This is a genomic window from Psychrobacter sp. K31L (genome assembly GCF_017942195.1).
GTDB lineage: Bacteria > Pseudomonadota > Gammaproteobacteria > Pseudomonadales > Moraxellaceae > Psychrobacter > Psychrobacter glaciei.
This window is the reverse complement of the sequence record NZ_JAGKSC010000009.1, coordinates 28,669-49,183: the sequence shown is the minus strand read 5'-3', so window position 1 is coordinate 49,183 and position 20,515 is coordinate 28,669. Positions and strand designations below refer to the sequence as shown.

Sequence of the window (20,515 nt, the reverse complement as noted above, 5' to 3'; positions counted from 1 at the left end):
TCTACTTCCGTTGTTTTAAAGATTCTACTCTATTGATATTGCGTCCTCTTTTATTAAAGAATCTAATCTGGTCATCGCTTAAGTCATACAAGCTATAGACTAAGCTATCCAGTTGATTCCATAATTGTTTGAGAATAGAGTTTAATATAGTTCTATTGTTAGGGTTTTTTTCATACTGGTATTGTCTTTCTTCAATGTTTTTTGAAATGTCTGCAAGTTTTAATATTAGCTCGGGAGAGTTATTGAAATTTTCTACAGGAAAAGGAATAGGTTCCAGAAATTGTTTGTTAAATTTAAAGTATCCACCATCCTGAGGATTTGCAATTGATCGAGCCAAAACAGAAAATATAATAGAGTTTATAATTGCTGCAACCGCATACAGCTTCTCTTTACTAGAGTCAGGTAACTCAATAAACCATATATTTGCATTATCTGCATATATTCTTTCAGAGTTACTTACAGTAGCAAATGTATCTAGAGCTGTCATAGGAATAAATACTTTTGAAGAAACGTTCGTTAAGTTATTGGGTCGAGTATATAGGTGCCAAAAGTTTGCGCTGTACTTTTCAGGGTGCTTCATAGGCATAGTCTCTACACCTCCAGCTTTACCTTTTGGTCCTTCTAATCTTGCTTTTTGACCTTCAAGATATGCTCCTGCTAAAGGAAACCTTTTGCAAAACTCATCATAAGGGATATCTCTTTTTTTACCATGCTTAATATCATAAGGAAATATTACATAAGTATTTGTACTAGTTGGCCTGAAAGCATAAAAATTTTCATTACAGAATAATGGTCGGCATGCATCAACTTCAATTTCTATGTCATCTACCCACTGGCTACTACCAATGATTATATCATCTCTAAAATCTTTTACTTTGATATGATATGCAGCGTTTTTAAGGGCCTGAGGACCACCTTTAATTGTTACATAGTCACTAAACTTTCCATTTAATAGAAGTTTATTTCTAATATCAAAGCAGTCAAATGCCCATTCAGTATCTTTGAGATCATAAGTAGGGATCACTTCATATTCAACAGAGCTTACTTCTGGTACAGGCAAGTTGTTCAGGTATGTTGGGATTGACTTACTATTCTCTTTTATTAAGTGGTAGTAAAATTTTTCGTATCCTGATCTATCTAAGATTAAGGTAGCAACATAAGTCAGTCGATCTTTAAAGATGGATGTACTACTGAAATCTATAAAAGAAGATAGATAATGATTGTCTACAATAAAATTACGTATTTTACTACCATAATTAGTCTTAAATTGACGTTTCTGTACTATAAATCCTAAACGCCCATTATCATTCAAAACGGATAACCCTTTCTCAATAAAAGGAACTGCAAGGTCTATTTTTCCGTTATCTGCAGTAGTGTATTTGTCTTTAATGAATGAGTGCATGTAAGGCATTTCTTGATTAAAGTGCTTAACTTCAACATAGGGAGGGTTACCAACGATGAAATCAAAGCCTTTTTTATTTTCGAATACTTTCATAAACTGAACTTCGTTATTCCAGTCGAAAGCGTTGGTTTTGAATAACTGTTTGTCATCATTTAATATTTCAGGATATTCTTTATAAACTAGTTCATTGACAAGGGAGTTGCCGCATACTATATTAAGACCTACTCCATTTAGTATTTGCTCACCAAAAAGACCGATTTTATTAGAGTATTCGTGAGATCCTTCGTTATCAATCACTTTTAAAGCAAGAGACATTCTTGCAACCTCTACCGCTTCAGGATCTATATCTATTCCATAAATACAATTATTTAATATAGCTTGCTTACCTTTTAAGTTTAAGACTAATCCACTTTCTGCTTGAGTAAATAAAGAGCTATAACTTTCGCTATGCGAATTTTCTTGGATTTCAATTATTATACCTTCCAAGTAATCATAAAGACCGATTAGGAAAACACCGCTACCACAACAAATATCTAATGCAGATATATTTAGAACTCCTTCAATACCTGAACGTATTAACTTCTTCTTTAGTAAAGTTCTCTTGATTATATCATCTACTATAAATTGTGGTGTAGTCACAGCGCCTTTTGATTTTACATATTCCGTCTTGAATGTATCTAAAATAACTCCTTCATTTAAGATTAGTTTTTTAGAAAGGAATATTTCGTAAATATCACTAAGCAGTTTCGTAGGTATAACATCAAATCTGTAAGGAGATGGGTAGTACAAGTAAGATAAAAGCCCATTGAAAACTTCGTTGTCAATAATAAGGTTGTTAATAACATCTACACGTTCAAATAGAGGACCATCATAATGGCGATAAAAATCTAAATAAGAAGATTTTTTAAATTCTTCCCAAAAACCTTGTTTTTGGAAATATACAAGCAACTGCTTCTCTTCTAACTTTCTTGCTTCACATACTCGAATAAATAAAATTCTATTTATTATAACTTGAACAATATAACTCAATAAAGAATTGTTATTTGAAATAGCTTCATTATTATTTTTAAGTATATTCTTAGCTAAATCAAGTCTAAAACTTGATAATAAGTTAGCAAAAGAAAAGTCAATACTGATTTTTCTAAGGCCATCAACCTGAGTTCCTGAATATAATTTTTCTAATTGTCCATTGTAGATATTAGGCTTGTATAAGTGATCATCTAATAATTCAAAATTTTCGATATACTCATCCATGCTAAAAATAGATCTACCAATATTTGCTACTTGCCCTTTCTCTGGCTGGTAGCCACAATCATAAATTGCAAATTGTTCGAAGTTAGATATAAATGCACAAGGTGCTGATATTGACCAACCATATGCTTTGATTTGAAAAGCAGCATTCTTATCGGTCTTTAAGTCAACTGTAATATCTTTAGCATCTAAAAAGGTTATTTTTTCTTTCCCTATTTTAAATGTATAGTCTGGCTGACTATGTGTTGAGTCAATTATTTTTAATCTTTCTCTTTCTGCTCTTGTTAATGTTTTTTCCTGCAATATTTGAGATGTATCTTGAACATCCCATCCAAATATGCCTAACATTTCATTTAGCCAAGTACGAATCGTTTCCTCTGAAGTCAGGTCTAGTCGACCTTCTAATTTATATTGCTTATAGCGACTTACAAGCTTTGTTAATGCTACGCGTCTTTGTTCAATATCTCTAATCAAAATTGACTCACCTTATTAAAAGTTTATACCTTTAAATGTAGTCCGCTCACTACAATGCTGCTACGATATTAATATAGCTAACCATAATATTATATCGACTATATTATACATAGCCATTAAGAAGTTTTATTTGCTGTCAATCCATAAAAAAGCCGCTCACTCATCATGAGTAAACGGCTTTTTTATCAAAATATATGACTTATAAAGTCAGTACATTTCTGATTTAAAACTTATGCGTTACCTTCAGCATCTACTTGCGCTTGTTGCTGGCTTTGTGCGTAAGCTTGATCAAAATTTACGGGTGCTAGCAATAACTGCGGGAAGCTACCACGCGTCACGATGTCGCTGATGACTTCGCGAGCGTATGGGAATAGCACGTTAGGGCAGTATGCACCTAAAATTTGACCGATTTGATCTTCTGGAATGTCTTTTAATAAGAAAATACCGGCTTGATGCACTTCAGCGATAAACGCCGCTTCATCTGCGTTTTTAGCCGTGACGCTTACCGTCAAAATCACTTGATAATGATCGTCGTCAAGTTTTTCAGCGTTACTTGATAAGTTGATATCTAGCTCAGGGTTCCACTCTTTGGTGAATACGCCAGCGCCTGGTACTTCAAGTGACATGTCTTTGACATAAATGCGTTCTAGTGCCAATTGTGGTTGTACTTGTTCTTCAGCCATGATAATTCCTCTAAAAGTTAATCAAATGAGTGGGCAAATAATAATTGTAATATAAATCGAGACTATGTTTCGATATTATTTCGAAGTTATTTAGACATTATCTCGATATTTTTTTACCAATTTTTTATTCTTACCATTGTTGATCTTCGAATATCAAATCTTTACAAACGCAAAGATAGCACAGGTAAAGAGTGACAGTCAGCAAAGTTAACAGATTAACCTGCTAATAGCTCGTCAAGTTTGCCTTGTTGGTTCATTTGATTGAGCTCATCAAAACCACCAACGAAAGTCTCACCGACGAAAATTTGTGGTACGGTGCGATAGTTATTGGTTTTTTGCATCAAAGCACGGCGCTCATCGCTGCTCATGTCATGCATACCGATTTCTTCATAGTCAACGCCTTTAGATTTTAGCAGTTGTTTGGCGTTTGAGCAGTAAGGGCAGATAGGAGTGGTGTAAACTTTAACAGATACAGTCATGGTAAATCCTTATTTATCAGTTTATGCGGCAACAGTTTTATTATAAACACTCATGTTATAAAAAATATTATAATCCGTCACCAACGAGTAAATTACAAACGTAATTGGTTATGCTCATTATAAAGTGGGGATGGGTAGCATAAATTCAAGCTGGCTAAGCCCAAAAGGTGTGACAGTAGCATAAATGCCACACAAAAAAAGACACCCAATGAAGAAGTGTCTTTTTTCTAACTTTGCGCTGCTAGCAGTGAGAACGAGCGTGTAGCCTGAGCAAGCTATTTAATTAAGTAGGTTTACGCAAGCTACTTATGCAAGCTCGGTTTTGCCTTACCTTTATTCTTAGATTTGGCATCTTTTACACCGACCAATGGCATGCCAGCACTTTGCCAACCGCCAACACCGCCTTCTAAGCGGTAAACACTGTCTTTGCCAATCATTTGGATGGCTGCGCCTGCTTGCACGCCCATATCGCAAATGATGATGACTGGATGCTCAATCGCACGAATCTCTTCGATGCGGTCTTTGAGATCAGTAAAAGGTATGTTGCGGCTGCCTTGGATATAACCGGTCTCAAACTTCTTTTTGGCTCGAATATCGATAAGCTGCGCGTTTTGCGAGTTCACCATCATCCCAAGGGTATTGGGTGATATTTTCTTACCGCTACGTTTGTTTTCGATGGCAAAGAACAGTACGGCAAGTACGGCTAATATGCCAAATAAAAACGGGTGGTTACCCACAAATTCTAGCGCACGATCCAAAACATACCTCCAAAAATGAGTGTTCTGTTAAGCTGAGAAGACAGCCTAACGATATTGAACAAGGCGCTATTATACCGATAAGGTCATCTATAGTAAACGTGTGATGCTCAACCTAATGTTTAACAGTTAATAAGGCAACGGTTAATAAGGTTTGGTGTCAGCTTCTTCTCTTAGCGTCACCAAATTTTCAACACGGCGTTGCAGCACTTCACCGTCAGCAACCGCTTGCCATAACGCGCAGCCTTTGCTGTTGTGAGTGTGGCGACAATCACGGAATTGGCAGTCACCTGACAGTGGTGCAAGCTCAACGAAGCCCGAGATGATATCATCCGGCGTCAAATGCCAAATACCATATTCGCGAATACCCGGCGTATCAACGATACCGCCTTGGGTTAAATCATCAGGGTTGAAGGGTAACAGACGGCTGGTGGTGGTGGTATGTTGACCAAGCTTTGAGTTCTCAGAGATGATATTGACGATCTGCCCAGAGTCTGGCAATAGCGCATTGATTAAACTGCTTTTACCAACGCCCGATTGTCCGGCAAAAATAACCAGCTTTTTATCTATGTAGCGCTTAAGCTCATCCAGTCCTTCTTGCTCATCGCTATCTGCGACGTTTTCTGGGCAATCAACTGAGGTTAATACGCTCTCATAACCAAGGGCAGCATACTGCGCCAACAGCTCACTGGTATCGACACCGTTTTCTGCTGCTAGTAAATCGGCTTTATTAAGGACGAGTAGCGGCTTTACACCAGCATGATGACAGACGACCAAATAGCGATCGATTAAGGTTGGTGCAGCAGCAGGCAGCGGCGCAAACACAATGGCGAGAATATCGACATTGGCAGCAACGGGCTTGAGCTTGTGATAGCGATCAGGGCGTGAGACGAGAGACGTGCGCGGCTTGACTGATTCGATACGTCCAAAGCCCGTATTAGAATCGGCGCTCCAGCGTACTTGGTCACCAGCGGCCAGCATCGGCAAGTTGGTACGTACATGACAGCGCCAAATATCACCCAATTCAAGCGTTTGCCAAAACGGCTCAGGATCATCAGGGGCAACTTCTGGCTGCGCTGGGATGACCGCTGGCAAGCTGGTGACTTGTACTTCTAATTGCTTACCATAGTGCGCCATGACCACGCCATCCATCAAGCTCTCATCGATGCTGTCTTGACTGACCAGCTGTTGTTTGTCGATGCGCCGAATCTGTTGTTTGGTCAGCTTGCGTTGCCGGATTAATGCCATGAGAGTGTGACCTATTAAAAAAATATTGCTAAGTGTAGCGTGAAAATTTGCTAACATACAGCCTAAAGCGCCTGTGCCAGACAGTGGTTTTGTAATGTTTAAGTTTTTTTTGGACGTTATGAACCATCAAGCGCACAGCGATGCCATCTACGCGTTGCCAGCTGGCGATGATTTATGTAAGTAATACTGCGCCAAAGTTGTTCCAAACTTTTTTGACCATAGGACAAAATATGAGTACCGATGACCATCCCAATAAGATTAAAATCAGAAACCAAGGCAAAAAAGGGCTGGTATGGATTGACCTAGAAATGACCGGACTCGATACCGTCAACGATGAGATTATCGAGATTGCTACCGTGGTGACGGATGAGGATCTCAATGTCCTTGCTGAAGGACCTGTATTCGCTATCAAAGTGTCTGACCGTATTTTAAACGGCATGGATGATTGGAATACCAAGCAGCATGGGCAGTCAGGGTTGGTGGATCGTGTGCGCCGTAGTACCGTGACATTGGCAGAAGCTGAAGCTGAGACGATTAAGTTCCTCAATAAATGGGTCGATAGCGGCAAGTCACCTATGTGTGGCAACTCCATCTGTCAAGATCGCCGCTTTATGGCGCGCCAAATGCCAGAGCTTGAGCGCTTTTTTCACTATCGCAACCTTGATGTGTCATCGATTAAAGAGCTGTGTTTCCGCTGGCGTCCTGATATTCTCAGAAACTTTGAAAAAGGTGGCAGTCATTTAGCATTGGATGATATTCGCGATTCTATCCGTGAGCTGAAACATTATCGTCAGCATTTCTTTAAACTTATGCCTTAGTATAATGGTTAGCAGAATAGCGATTCGCAGAATGTGAAATGGTATAAAAAAGGGTCTGTTACTTATGCAACAGACCCTTTTTCTTTTAAATGAAAGGTACTTAATGAGGCGCACCTTACACTAAATAGCTAAACTCAACCAAATCAAAATCTGTACGGTCGTTTTCTACGCTGGCCTCTGTCACAATTGCGCCAATCACCGCACTGACTTTGGGTTGGCGTTTTTCTTCATCGAGCAAGCGCCAATCACCAAGGACGTAACGTATCTTATCATTCTCCCTTTGATGAATGGCAGGGCGATGAGTATGTCCATGTAATAGCGCGTCATTGTTATTCACTGCAGCTGCCACAGCTTTGTCATTAACATCCATAATATGCGCGGCTTTGTTGGCATTGTTCTTTTGACTTTTTTTACGCATGTTATCGGCGATAGCCAGACGTTTTTTTAGCGGTTTGTTCAGCAAATACCATTGGGTCATAGGATTGCGCATTACTTTGCGAAAAAACTGATATTTTTTATCATCAGTACACAAGGCATCGCCATGCTCTAAGCGGTAGTTTTGTTTCCCAACCGCTAAAGGGTAAGGCTCAAAAATAAGCTCGCCACCGAATAAATTGCAAAAAGGCTGCCCCAATAGAAAATCACGGTTGCCATGCATGACTAAAATCTCGCAGCCAGCTACCCGTAGTTTTTTCAACTTAATGATAAGTGGGGTAAGCCAATGACTTTGTCGCCCCTCTTCTGATAAGGACAAATACACATCATCGCCTAGCCAAACTTCAAACCAATCGCCCAAGATGAATAGGCGCTTAAGCGCAGGCAAGGCAAGGCAATCATCTAGTAGCGCCAAAAAAGCCTGCACTAAGGCAGGCTCTTCAGGCGATAAATGCAAATCGCTAATCAATACTTGCCGCACCTCATGAGGGCGGGTGGTAATTAGATGGTTAAAACTTTGCATTTATCCTTATCCTCGTGACTTGTCATAAGCTTCTATCAATAATGCTTATATCTTAACTATCACTTAATAACCATTACTTAATAACTATTACTGAGAAGCCATTCTTTAATAATTATTACTGAGTAATAATGGTCGCTGAGTTGATAACGACTGGCTCTTTTGGTACGTCAGCATGCATGCCGAAACGACCAGTAGGAACGCCGCGCATTTTTTCGATCACATCCATACCGCTTGTTACTTTACCAAATACAGTATAGCCCCAACCCTGCATGTTTTTGCCAGAGTGGTTTAGGAAGTCGTTGTCTTTTACGTTAACGAAAAATTGACTGGTTGCTGAATGTGGATCTTGGGTACGTGCCATCGCAATCGTACCAGCATCATTTTTTAGACCATTGTCTGCTTCGTTTTCAACGGGAGCATTGGTTGCTTTTTCATTCATTTCAGCGTCCATTCCGCCGCCTTGAATCATAAAGCCATCAATGATGCGATGAAAAATCGTGCCATCATAATGACCAGATTTTACATAGTTTAAAAAGTTTTCTACGGTTTTTGGCGCTTTTTCTTCATTGAGTTCGATAACGATCGCACCCATATTGGTTTCAAGCTCTACTACTGGTGGCATGTCTACCATAAGATATTCCTTTTTGATTGCAGCGCCTAAAATGACGCTGTTAAGTGGTGGATAAAAAGTTGGTGGTTAAAAGTTATGGCTAGTCTAACGGCTTTTTTATCCCGTGTCATGTATCTGGCTGTTAATGCGTTTGCAAAAGCTGATAGAATAACGCAACTTTCCATTTTTAATGATTTTTGAACGCTGATTTTAACAGCGCCAATTTTAACAATTGGGTTTATGATCATCCATTTTTAGTAAATTAGTTTTAATAGTCCGGTTTTAATAGTTTGGTTTAAGTTTTCATGAGGCGTGATGGCACGCTGCATGAATGGACAATTTGCGTTAGGAGCAATGCCCGATGAGTGAGCACTCAAGCAACAATGCACAAAAAGATGAACAAAAAAACGACTTTATTCGTAATATCATTCGTGACGATGTCAATGCGCAAAAATACCAGCAGATTGTGACCCGTTTCCCGCCTGAGCCAAATGGCTACTTGCATTTAGGTCACGTAAAGTCTATTTGTCTAAACTTTGGCGTCGCTAAAGAGTTTGGTGGTATCTGTCATTTGCGCTATGACGACACCAACCCAACGGCCGAAAAGCAAGATTACATCGATAATATCAAAAACGATGTGCAGTGGTTGGGCTTTGACTGGGCAGGCGAGGCGCTGCATGCTTCTAGCTACTTCGACCAGCTATATGTTTGGGCGGTGCAGTTGATCGAGCAGGGTGATGCATACGTTGACCTACAGACGCCTGAGCAAATCAAAGAAAATCGTGGCTCATTCAATGAAGCAGGCAAGCCATCACCGCAGCGTGATGCCAGCGTCGCAGAAAATTTAGCATTGTTTGAAGACATGAAAAACGGTAAATATGCAGACGGCACTGCCGTATTACGTGCCAAAATTGACATGACTGATGCCAATATGAATATGCGCGACCCAATTATCTACCGTGTGATGCATCAAGAACATCATCAGACCGGTGATAAATGGTGCATCTATCCTATGTATGATTTTGCCCATCCGTTGTCAGATGCCTTAGAAGGCATTACTCATTCGCTATGTACCCTTGAGTTTGAAGACCATCGTCCGTTTTATGATTGGATTGTCAATAAAATCGGCTTCGAGCAACCGCCGCATCAGTATGAGTTCTCACGCCTCAATGTTGACCATACGTTGACCAGTAAGCGCAAGCTCAAGCAATTGGTCGATGAAGCTATCGTCGATGGCTGGGATGATCCGCGCATGCCAACTGTCGCTGGTATGCGTCGTCGCGGCTATACGCCTGAAGGCTTGCGTGATTTCTGTGATCGCGTTGGTGTCTCTAAAGCGGATGGTGTGACTGATATGCGTTTGCTAGAATTTAGTATTCGTCAGTCGTTAGACAATACGACAGCACGCGGTATGGCGGTGCTTAAGCCATTGAAAGTGACCATTACTAACTTCAGCGATGCGGTCAGTCAGTGGGAAATGCTAAAAGCGGACAGCGTCAATGCGCGCTTTGACGCTGAGGCACAAACCTTATGGTTGACGCAGCCAAACCATCCCAATATCGATATGGGCGAGCGTGAGATTCCGTTTACCGAAACCCTTTATATCGATCAAGGCGATTATGAGATTGAACCGCCAGCAGGCTATAAGCGTCTATCACCTGAAAAGCCAGAAATTCGTTTGCGTAATACTTATGTATTGGCCGTGACCGAGCATATTACCGATGATAGTGGCAACGTCGTGGAGCTAAAAGCGACGATTGATCCGACGACCTTGGGTCAAAATCCTGAAGGCCGCAAGGTTAAAGGCGTGATTCATTGGGTATCGGCGAGCCAAGGGATTCCAGCCACCGTGCGTCTATACGAGCCACTATTTAGTGTCGAAGATCCGAGTAATGTCAGTGACGTCCATCAAGCATTGAACCCTAACTCATTGACTAAACTTAATGCTGTGGTTGAGCCATCATTGGTCAATGCTGATGCTGGCACGCGCTTCCAGTTTGAGCGTGAAGGCTACTTTATCTCTGATAGCGAAGAGCACAGTAGTGACAAGCCTGTGTTTAATCAAATTGTCAGCTTGCGTGACAGTTATAAACCAGCTTAATCTGTGTCAGTCATATCCTTATCGATAGCATTTTAATCTAATAATCAACAATAGTAGTTTGCAATGTTGCCCATTTCTAGTACGCTAGGGATGGGTTTTTTTGTGACTACGCAAAAATTTTGATAATAGATGTTGGGGGCATTAGAATGGCAAAGTTTTTAAATAGCAGTGGGACGACTTATCATTTAGAAGAGTTGATTAAAAACGCGTCTGACAGATTGATTATTATCAGCCCCTATTTAAAACTCAATGAGCGCATCAAAGAGCTATTAGAGGATCGTAACCGTCTTAAAATCGATATTCGCATTGTCTATGGCAAAAATGACTTGCACCCCGAAGAGATTAATTGGCTAAAAAACCTCACTTTTATCCGTACCAGCTTTTGCAAAAACTTGCATGCCAAATGCTACCTTAACGAAAATGAGTGCATCATTACCAGCCTGAATCTCTATGAATTTAGCCAAGTCAATAATAATGAAATGGGCGTACTGATTTACCGTAACGAAGACGCTAAGCTTTATGCCGATACTTATGAGGAAGCCCAGCGTATTATTCGTATCAGTGATGAAGTCAGAATGTCCCTCGAAAAAGTAAGCGAATCTGATAACAGGACTGACTCTAATGCTAAAACAGCAAGCGCTACAGTTCAAGCGACGGCTATCGCCACTACAGAAGCGGCAACGCCTAATTACTCCAAACTTACTACGGCGAAGCTGGCGAAAGAGTTGGGCTTGAAGACGCAAGAATTAAATGACAAACTCCTTGCCGCAGGCTATCTAGTAGAGCAAGAAGGCGAGTTGGTATTGACGGATATTGGACGTACGGCTGGAGGCACTAGCAAACGCGGTAAATTTGGCGAGTTTTGTTTGTGGGATTCAGGAATGGTGGTTTAAATAGAAACTCTATCACCTGTTATTTTTTTAAACCCAAATGGTATAACCGCATTACAATCCGTCACAAGACATTGATAATCAGTTTGTTAAGATAAAGTAAGTTTTTCCTGACGTGTAGCCAGTCCTTTCTTATAGCGGCGCGCGTCAATGATAATAATAGAGCGCGTGATTTTCTTTATATGCTAACTCTGAAACATTGGCTTTTAGAGACCAGCGCTCATCACTAACAATAGCTAAGGAATTAAGCATGGCACATTTACGTTTAGGTGATAGCGCACCGAATTTTGACGCCACTACGACAGACGGCGACATCAATTTTTATGATTGGGCAGGAGATAGCTGGGTGGTTTTCTTTTCACATCCTGCAGACTACACGCCAGTATGTACGACTGAGCTTGGTCGTACCGCGGCATTAGGAGGCGAGTTTCAAAAGCGCAATGTGAAACCAATTGCTTTATCAGTTGATGGCTTAGAAGATCACAAAGGCTGGGTTGGCGACATTGAAGAGACCCAAGGGACTGCTGTCAACTTTCCAATCATTGCTGACTCTGAGCGCACCGTGGCCAATCTTTATGACATGATTCATCCCAATGCGGATAATACAGCGACGGTTAGAAGTGTCTTTATTATTGATCCTAACAAAAAAGTACGTTTGACCTTAACGTATCCAGCCAGCTGTGGTCGCAATTTCGACGAGATTATTCGCGTTATTGACGCTATGCAATTGTCGGACAAATATAACGTCGCCACTCCCGTCGACTGGAAAGACGGCGATGATGTCATCATTCCACCAAGCGTAAAAAATGAAGACATTGCAGCCAATTATCCTAAAGGTCATACAGAAATTAAGCCTTATTTGCGCACCACGCCAGCGCCTAACAAATAAAGTGCGCGTTTTTATAATTGCTTAAAAAATAAAAACCCTATAACTTACTGTTATGGGGTTTTTTATTATTCATATCACAAGCAGCGACAAGGTTTTGCTATGATAAAAAAACCAATAGTCACTGCACTAAGCGAGCAACAATAAACTTCTGTGCTTTGATAATACGACGGAAATCATAAAAATTTACCGTTATCGTTCTTTTCGGAAATAATACTTAAAAGGAATTTGCCATGAAAAAACTATATATAACCCGTACTGCACCCAACCCTCGTAAAGCCCTTATTTTGCTCGCATCAAAAGGTATTGATGTCGATGATATGGATGACATCGACGTGATAGACATTGATTTTGCTGCTAACCAGCAGATGTCAGAGGCTTTCACTCAAATGAATCCGATGCAGACGGTACCTGTTTTAACGTTAGATGATGGTACGATGCTCAATGATTCGCAGGCGGTTTGTGAGTATCTTGATCGCGTTTATGGTGAGCGCTCAGTGATGGGTAACGATGTGGTACAGCGTGCCCAAGTTTGTTCTATGCGCCGCATCGCAGAGTTTGAAATACTGTACAACTTGATGCTGGCATTTCAGCACAGTCATCCGTTAAAGGCACAACGTGTTGACCAAGTACCAGAATTTGTAGCCCCGTCCATTGCGCGCGCTGTAAAAGCCTTAGCATATTTCGAAACAAGCTTAGAAGGTCATGAGTATTTAGTCGGGGATCAACTGAGCTTTGCAGATATTGTGCTATATCTTGGCTTGGACTTTGGCAAAGCATTAAAAGTAGACCCCAAGGCCCATGGCGCGAATCTTGCGCGGTTTTATGAAAAAATGCATGAGCGTTTTAGTATTAAAAAACTGGCAAAAGCAGAACCTAAAGCGACCAATGAGTAGTGGACAGTAATTAAATCTGATTTTTTCTGTGCAATTAGAACTGGCTACATCGTCAATCGTGCTTTAAGTTTTAGTGGTTTGAAGTGCTAACTATCAACTGTGTAAATAGCTGTATTAAACACCCAAATAGGGATGGTTAACTAGAACTGTTAGCCATCCCTATTTTTTCGAAAACTAACTATGTTTATTTATTAAAAAATCATTAATAAAATGAAACGTTTCATTACATATGATAATAGGATCGAGGTTATAGTGGTTAAATTGTATCGGATTGCTGCTATTGGTTTTGTTTTATGAATAGCTATAAGAATCCTTATAAGTTAATACAGTCATAGCAGGTATCAGATAAGCTTAGTAAGAGAGGCGTAGTATGGTAGACATAAAAAGGCAACCAATCACAAAACTACTGTTATTACCCAGCGTATTGGCAGTCAGTCTGACACTAGGTGCTTGTCAAAAAAACGCCCCATCTACGGAGAGCGAAGGGACAGATGCTACGGCAAGTGCAGAGATGAGGGCTACTCTAGCAAACACAGAAGCTGAGCCTGATGCTAATGAGGCAGTGGCGGCATCTGAAGTAACTGAGCTCAGCGTTGAACAACAGATGATTGGCAATCTTGCGCGCCATCGTTGGACACTGATGACTGCCAAAGGTGCGAGCGATCAACCATTAGCGCCCCTGATAAATATTAAGGATCAGGTGACGCTGTTATTTAATCAAGGTCAAGATACCTTAAGTTATAGCGTTGGCTGCAATACGATGAGCGCTGCCTATGAATTACAAGCTCAAAGGTTAACGATAGAAGATAGTATGAGCACTAAGATGTCGTGTGGCAATCTTGATAGCGCAGAGAGTCTTTTAAATATGCTCATGCAAGGTAGTAGCGAGTTAACTGTCACTGAAGGTGAGACGCCACTATTGACGCAAGTGACTAATGATTCGATGACCTTGATTTGGACAGGTAGGCTCACTTCACAAGCCAAATATAATAGCAAAGGCGAGACCGTCTTTTGGGCAGTAAGTAGTGAAAAAATCGCTTGTGGCGATGCAGACTCTAGGATGTGTCTGCAAGTTAAGCCTGTCACTTATGATGATCAAGGCCTGAAAACCAGCGAAGGCAAGTGGACAGCATTCAAGGGTGACATTGATGGCTATCCACACGACGGCATGCACGAAGAAGTATTACGCCTACAGCGCTACCATATCGACAATAACGAGAATGCAGAAGGCGAAGAATATGCTTATGTGTTAGATGCGGTGATTGAGAGTGCCGTCGCAGAGTAGACGACGGGTGAAGCTGTTTTATTATTATAGTTAAATGATTGAGATGATTGAAAAAAAACACGCGCCATTTGATCGCGTGTTTTTTTATAGTTGTTTGCTGTATTTTGGCTTCTTATCTTATCGTAAATTACCTAAATCTTCTTCTGTCAAACGCCAGCGTCCTTTTTTCTTAGACGCCCCGCGTCCACGCATGGCGCTATTTAGGAGCAACTTGTTCATTGAATGGCTTGAGTGCGCATGACAAATGGCGCAGGCAAGACCATCAGCGGCATCTTGTTGTGGTACGACATCTAAAGACAGTATCCGGCAGACCATCTCTTGTACTTGCTCTTTGGCTGCGGCACCATAACCGCACACAGCTTGCTTGATCTGGCGTGCGGTATATTCTGATACTTCCAAATCCAGTGCCACCATCGCTGCAATGGCTGCGCCTCGTGCTTGCCCCAGTTTCAGCGCAGAATCTGGGTTTTCTGCCATAAACACCTGTTCAATTGCTGTATAGATAGGCTCTTCTGCATATTTTAGATGATGCTGGGTGATACGCGTCAAGCCATTAAAGATGCGCTTTAGGCGTTCAGGCATCTCTTTAGTATCCGTACGAATGGTGCCTGCGTCAATATAGGTTAGCTTATCGCCAGTTTGTTGCACGATACCATAACCCGTCATACGTGAGCCTGGGTCAATCCCGATAATAATTGCCATAGTATTCCGTCTTACTTACATTTTGTTTTATATTCAATCCTATATAAATCGGATACGGTGTCAGACTCGCTCAGCCTACTACTCGTAGTACTTTTACTCATCTTCCTTGTATCCAAATTATATTGCCCCGACTATATGGCTTAAAAATACGCCTTAAGTTTGATAGTATAGCAATCAATCCCCATATACATCATATGTTAGCCATCTTAATTTGTATGGCGCTCAATTTATTGGTTTTTATTTTATAGGACGACACTTTATGGGTCAGATAGTTGGTATTGCCATCGTTTGGTTTATTATCGAGATGCTACTGTGGTATTTAATTGCCCAGTTTATGAGCGGTTGGTGGGTATTCATGTGGTTTATTATCGCCGCAGTTATCGGTATCACCCTTATTCGTAAGGGTATGGCAGCACTCAATCCGATGGCTCAGCAAATGAAAGCGGGCGGCATGATGAACCCAGCGATGCGCCCACAAGAGTCGACCATGCTTAAAAGTGTGGCCATGGCAGCGGCTGGAATTTTGCTACTTATTCCAGGTGTGCTTAGCGATTTACTCGCGTTATTGGTGGTATTACCACCCGTGCAAAAGAAGCTCAAAGACTTTGCTAATAATTACGTCATGAACAACCAGCAAAAAATGATGGAGATGATGGCCAAACAGATGGGCGGCGGTCAAAACCCATTCGGCGGCGCAGGCGGTATGGGTGGACAAAATCCATTTGGTGGCGCTGGCGGTGGTATTAATGGCCAAAACCCATTCGGTCAGCAACAACAAAACCCATTTGGGGACGTGTTCAAGCAGCATACAACCGTTGACGGGACTGCCAAAAACATTCCTAAAGATGTCAAAAAGATTACTAAATCTGCTAATGATGAATAAAAATAGCGAAAAATTGACATAAAAAAAGCCCCTTACGTCATTGACGAGAGGGGCTTTTTGTTGGTTATTATGAATCTCTTATAAACTTATGGGTTATTAATAAACCTAGTGAATATAAATAGAGACATGACTAACCGAATATAACAACCGAAGTGCCGCCGTAAGATGGTGACCCATGAACCGTGAAGTTCAGGGCGGATGCGTCACTGCCTCTGCAGGTTTCCTGATACACCGCAAGCGGTGCAGGCATACACAATGAAGCAATAGGTACCACATCCTGGTAAAGCATTATCGGCTCAGGGAATAAACATCTACTAGCCAACACTTCAGAATAGATTTATCTTAACTAATGGCATAGCTGATTGCAAGCTCGGTTTACAGATTAATACGTCTTTTTAGAAAAGCGCAGCAATAATAGCAACCATTTCCATAAAATAAATAACAGAAAAAAAGGGTCGAAAGCATTGAAATAGCAGGATAAACGCGCAGTTTTTCAGCAATTTCAAGATGTATGCTAATATAGACAACTTTCGACATCCTAATATAGCAGTATAGGCGTTCATTCACTTGAGGAGCGGTAATCTATGACCAGTACCCAGCAACAATCTGAATCTATTGACGACAATCAGGCGCAGCTTGATAGCAAGCAAGATAGCGCACAGCATAAAAAAACACCGCATGTCTTAATGATATTGGACGGCTTTGGTCATCGTGAAGAAGACAAGGATAACGCCATTGCTGCGGCTAATATGCCGAATCTAGATAAGATCTATCAGAAATATCCGCATGGATTGATTTCTGCGTCGGGTGAAGATGTTGGTTTGCCAGATGGTCAGTTTGGTAATTCTGAAGTGGGCCATATGAACCTAGGTGCTGGTCGTGTGCTATATCAAGACTCAACCCGTATCTCAAGTGAGCTTGCCAATCGCGAGTTCTATAAAAACGAAGCCTTGGTCGATGCTGTCAAAGCGGCTAACGAAAAAGGGGGTAATGTTCATATTATGGGCTTGCTCTCTGATGGTGGCGTGCATTCGCATCAAGACCATATCGAAGGAATGTGTCATTCGGCATTGGTTCACGGTGCCAAAAACGTTTTTGTTCATTGTTTTTTAGATGGTCGTGATACGCCGCCTAAATCTGCTGATAAGTACATCAATCGTTTGCGTGAGTATCTTAATAAACTTAACGCCCATTATGAAGGCCGCGTACAGATTGCCAGTATCATCGGTCGCTATTATGCAATGGATCGTGACAATCGCTGGGATCGAGTACAGAAAGCTTATGAGCTTATTACGGAAGGTAAAGCCGATCGTCTATCTACCCGTGCTGATGGTGCTGTTCAAGCCGCCTACAAAGCCCGTGAAACTGATGAGTTTATCAATCCGACTACCGTGATTGAGAGCGGCGACACGCCCTATACCGTCGACGATAATGATGCACTTATCTTTATGAATTTCCGTGCCGACCGTGCTCGTGAGCTAGCGCAAGCATTTGTGCTGCCAGATCATGAGTTTTCAGGTTTTGCCCGTCATAAACAGCCAAAACTGGCAGCGTTTGTCATGTTGACCAAGTATTCAGACATTTTAGCGGATAGCCCGAAGACCAGTATTGCTTATTATCCGACGTCTTTGACCAATACGCTGGGTGAATATTTGCAAGAACAAAGTAAAACGCAACTGCGTATTGCCGAAACTGAAAAATATGCGCATGTGACGTTTTTCTTTAGTGGTGGCCGCGAAGCAGAGTATAAAGGTGAGACACGTATTCTTGTGCCGTCGCCAGATGTCGCCACTTATGATTTGCAGCCAGAAATGAGTGCTCCTGAAGTGACCGATAAGTTGGTGGCTGCTATTGAGTCGGGCAAATATGATGTGCTAATCGTCAATTATGCCAACGGTGATATGGTAGGGCATACCGGTATCTTTGAAGCAGCCGTGCAAGCGGTAGAGGCGTTAGATGTCTGTGTTGGCCGCATTGAATCGGCAGTACGAGCAGCTGGCGGCGATATGCTCATTACCGCTGATCATGGCAATGTTGAGCAAATGCAAGACTACGAAAGCGGACAGGTACATACCCAACATACCACCGAGCATGTGCCTCTGATTTATATTGGTGAGCAAAAAGTACAAGTGCGTAGTGGCGGTAAGCTGAGCGATATCGCACCGACCATCTTGTCATTGATGAATATCACTGCGCCAGAAGAAATGACGGGTGAAAACCTATTGATTCCAGTATCGTGATTCAGTCCTTCTGAGCTTTTCGTCTGTTAACTACTATAATGCTATTAGTGCAGATGAAGCCGTCAGCGAATGAAGGAAAAGGTAAAAAGAAAGGGGAAGGGTATCTACGATCCTTCCCTTTTTTAGGATAGGTTTTTAACTTATACCATTCACAAAAATTAGAGTAGCAAGGAAAACGAGTATAAGTGCTACGCATTGTAGACTAAACGAGTTTGACACAGCTAATCGTACTTGTTGGGTTTGGTATCACTTGCAATACTACCCTAGTCTTGGCTGTGATCTTGATGCTACCTTACACGATATCATTCATTAATTACCCGATAACAATAACTTTGCATGTTTTCTTTTTATCTAGGTGAGTTTTTTATGCATTCTATCTGCCTTAAGCGCTCATCGGCGTCTAAACGACTAGAAAAACCATCAATGATGACCGCATTGATAACGTCGACCGTCTTTAAACCCGTACTCATGGCCAGTTTCATAGGGTTGAATGTTGTTGGTATGCAAGCACAGGCTGCGACAAATAATGAAAGCAGCCCGACGGCCAGCCTACAGCTTATTAGTCTCGATGCTGATGAGATATCGGCAGAAAACGGTGCAGATAATCTGTCTGATATTGCCGATATGTTGGATGCTGCTGACGCGTCTGATGATGCGATAGATAGCGTTGCAGATGAAAGCGCTTTGACTGATGAGGCCGACGATATCAATACGGATATCCCTGCTGAAGTAGGCCAAGTGTCACTGAATGCTATCTCTCCTGAAACTCTAAAAACGTTTGTCGCGGTCGTGGATCTAGTACGCCGTGAATATGTGGACACGGTCAATGACGAAGAGTTATTTAATAATGCGATGAGTGGTATGTTGACTAAGCTCGATAGCCACGCTGAATTTTTGGATGCTGAGGCCTACGAAAACCTGCGGGCTTTTACCGAAGGGGATGTCGGCGATATTGGTATCAAAGTGATATATCGACCAAAGGCTGGCTATTGGGTCGTCACAGAGGTTCTTGATGACTCACCTGCGGATAAAAAAGGCATCGCAGTCGGCGATTATCTGCATCAAGTTGATGAATTCAAATTAGATGACGACAGACAAACTAACGATGTTGAACAGCTTTTAACTGGTATTGCGGGCACACAAGTGGATATTGTGACTTCTAAAGCGGGTCGCCGTAAACATACCACGACTTTACAGCGTAACAATAACCACCCGCAAGTCATTGAGACACGGCTTGTTGATGGTATGGCGGTGATGAAATTACCCGCTTTTCAAAACAACAGTCGTGAAAAGCTGCTGCAAGGTCTTATTAGCTTAGAAGCACCGATATCCGGTATTTTGTTAGACATGCGTGATAATCCAGGTGGTGTTTTAACCTCAGCGGTGAGTGTGGCTAGTTTGTTTATGGCGGACACTGATGTGGTACAAGTGAAAGGTCGGAAAGATGACTCTCGTGTTTTATCGACCCAAGGTGCTGCAATACTCAAGCCATTGCCCGTAGTGGTATTGCAAAACCGTTATTCTGCCTCAGCTGCAGAAGTATTAGCAAGCAGCTTGCAAGCGCAAAAACGTGCCACTATCGTCGGTGAGGTAAGCTATGGGAAAGGCTCGGTACAGTCGGTGATACCTGTGAATGACGAACAGGCCGTGAAGTTAACCGTTGCCAATTATGTGACGGCGGCTGGCAATAAGATAGATGGTATCGGGGTTGAGCCTGATGTCGCTCTACTGGGTAATGAGAATACATGGGAGCAGCAGGCGCTTGATTTACTCAGGGCAAAAGCGCTCGCTTCGGGTATTCGCTTTGTGAGAAATTCAGCTGTAGAGGATAATATTCTTGAAGATCAGACAGACGAAAAGCAGATAGACGAAAAGTAAATAGGTATCGATAGCGCTAAGCGTACTTTACTTGCCCAGCACCATTATTATGCTCAAAATTGATGATGTATTATGT

General features: G+C 41.7%; 17 protein-coding genes and 1 other RNA gene. 9 read left to right on the top strand and 9 right to left on the bottom strand.

Annotated features, from left to right (window positions below):
• Position 1: 1 nt before the first annotated feature.
• The 5 genes from J5X94_RS12395 to rsgA all read right to left on the bottom strand — a co-directional run bounded on the left by J5X94_RS12395 (position 2) and on the right by rsgA (position 6,292).
• On the bottom strand, positions 2-3,127 hold the full coding sequence (locus tag J5X94_RS12395) for an Eco57I restriction-modification methylase domain-containing protein (protein ID WP_210541440.1): 3,126 nt from the start codon (positions 3,125-3,127) through the stop codon (positions 2-4).
• 230 nt (positions 3,128-3,357) lie between these two features.
• Positions 3,358-3,813, bottom strand: coding sequence for a protein-export chaperone SecB (gene secB / locus J5X94_RS12390; protein ID WP_210541459.1), 456 nt, complete (start codon positions 3,811-3,813; stop codon positions 3,358-3,360).
• Positions 3,814-4,025: 212 nt separating this feature from the next.
• Positions 4,026-4,289 carry a glutaredoxin 3 gene (grxC, locus tag J5X94_RS12385; protein WP_010199242.1) on the bottom strand — a complete coding sequence of 88 codons (264 nt, stop codon included), beginning with the start codon at positions 4,287-4,289 and terminating at the stop codon, positions 4,026-4,028.
• Positions 4,290-4,591: 302 nt separating this feature from the next.
• Positions 4,592-5,047, bottom strand: a complete 456-nt coding sequence (locus J5X94_RS12380; protein WP_010199245.1) for a rhodanese-like domain-containing protein — start codon at positions 5,045-5,047, stop codon at positions 4,592-4,594.
• 141 nt (positions 5,048-5,188) lie between these two features.
• Positions 5,189-6,292 (bottom strand): ribosome small subunit-dependent GTPase A, encoded by a 1,104-nt coding sequence (rsgA, locus tag J5X94_RS12375; protein ID WP_010199247.1) that lies wholly within the window; start codon positions 6,290-6,292, stop codon positions 5,189-5,191.
• A 230-nt stretch (positions 6,293-6,522) separates the two neighbouring features.
• Here rsgA and orn point away from each other — a divergent pair, with 230 nt between their 5' ends.
• The gene (gene orn / locus J5X94_RS12370) at positions 6,523-7,110 is read left to right on the top strand and encodes an oligoribonuclease (RefSeq protein ID WP_210541439.1); all 588 of its coding nucleotides are present in this window, start codon (positions 6,523-6,525) and stop codon (positions 7,108-7,110) included.
• Positions 7,111-7,225: 115 nt separating this feature from the next.
• On the opposite strand, the gene J5X94_RS12365 is transcribed toward orn, so the two are convergent.
• Together J5X94_RS12365 and J5X94_RS12360 are read right to left on the bottom strand one after the other, a co-directional pair.
• Positions 7,226-8,068 (bottom strand): UDP-2,3-diacylglucosamine diphosphatase, encoded by an 843-nt coding sequence (locus J5X94_RS12365; RefSeq protein ID WP_210541438.1) that lies wholly within the window; start codon positions 8,066-8,068, stop codon positions 7,226-7,228.
• Between the two features lie 115 nt (positions 8,069-8,183).
• Complete coding sequence (locus J5X94_RS12360) at positions 8,184-8,699, bottom strand: peptidylprolyl isomerase (protein ID WP_010199251.1); 516 nt, start codon at positions 8,697-8,699, stop codon at positions 8,184-8,186.
• Positions 8,700-9,039: 340 nt separating this feature from the next.
• Here J5X94_RS12360 and J5X94_RS12355 point away from each other — a divergent pair, with 340 nt between their 5' ends.
• The 5 genes from J5X94_RS12355 (at position 9,040) to J5X94_RS12335 (ending at position 14,736) form a co-directional block, all read left to right on the top strand.
• The gene (locus J5X94_RS12355; protein WP_210541437.1) at positions 9,040-10,779 is read left to right on the top strand and encodes a glutamine--tRNA ligase/YqeY domain fusion protein; all 1,740 of its coding nucleotides are present in this window, start codon (positions 9,040-9,042) and stop codon (positions 10,777-10,779) included.
• Between the two features lie 146 nt (positions 10,780-10,925).
• Entirely contained in the window at positions 10,926-11,672 is a 747-nt protein-coding gene (locus J5X94_RS12350; RefSeq protein ID WP_210541436.1) for a phospholipase D family protein, read from the top strand.
• Positions 11,673-11,919: 247 nt separating this feature from the next.
• Complete coding sequence (locus J5X94_RS12345; RefSeq protein ID WP_010199256.1) at positions 11,920-12,558, top strand: peroxiredoxin; 639 nt, start codon at positions 11,920-11,922, stop codon at positions 12,556-12,558.
• A 230-nt stretch (positions 12,559-12,788) separates the two neighbouring features.
• A complete protein-coding gene (locus J5X94_RS12340) occupies positions 12,789-13,451 on the top strand; it encodes a glutathione S-transferase family protein (protein WP_210541435.1) in 663 nt (220 codons plus the stop codon).
• Between the two features lie 370 nt (positions 13,452-13,821).
• Entirely contained in the window at positions 13,822-14,736 is a 915-nt protein-coding gene (locus J5X94_RS12335) for an META domain-containing protein (RefSeq protein WP_210541434.1), read from the top strand.
• A 117-nt stretch (positions 14,737-14,853) separates the two neighbouring features.
• Here J5X94_RS12335 and ruvC read toward each other — a convergent pair whose 3' ends face one another.
• Positions 14,854-15,438 carry a crossover junction endodeoxyribonuclease RuvC gene (gene ruvC, locus J5X94_RS12330; RefSeq protein WP_010199263.1) on the bottom strand — a complete coding sequence of 195 codons (585 nt, stop codon included), beginning with the start codon at positions 15,436-15,438 and terminating at the stop codon, positions 14,854-14,856.
• Between the two features lie 259 nt (positions 15,439-15,697).
• Here ruvC and J5X94_RS12325 point away from each other — a divergent pair, with 259 nt between their 5' ends.
• Complete coding sequence (locus J5X94_RS12325) at positions 15,698-16,321, top strand: FxsA family protein (RefSeq protein ID WP_201593050.1); 624 nt, start codon at positions 15,698-15,700, stop codon at positions 16,319-16,321.
• Positions 16,322-16,461: 140 nt separating this feature from the next.
• Here the strand turns inward: J5X94_RS12325 and ssrS are convergent.
• A non-coding RNA gene (gene ssrS / locus J5X94_RS12320) (6S RNA) lies at positions 16,462-16,657 on the bottom strand.
• A gap of 248 nt (positions 16,658-16,905) precedes the next feature.
• Between ssrS and gpmI the strand changes: the two genes are divergently transcribed.
• Together gpmI and J5X94_RS12310 are read left to right on the top strand one after the other, a co-directional pair.
• Positions 16,906-18,561 (top strand): 2,3-bisphosphoglycerate-independent phosphoglycerate mutase, encoded by a 1,656-nt coding sequence (gene gpmI, locus J5X94_RS12315; protein ID WP_210541433.1) that lies wholly within the window; start codon positions 16,906-16,908, stop codon positions 18,559-18,561.
• Positions 18,562-18,927: 366 nt separating this feature from the next.
• Positions 18,928-20,439, top strand: coding sequence for a S41 family peptidase (locus tag J5X94_RS12310; protein WP_210541432.1), 1,512 nt, complete (start codon positions 18,928-18,930; stop codon positions 20,437-20,439).
• The last annotated feature ends 76 nt before the right edge of the window (positions 20,440-20,515 follow it).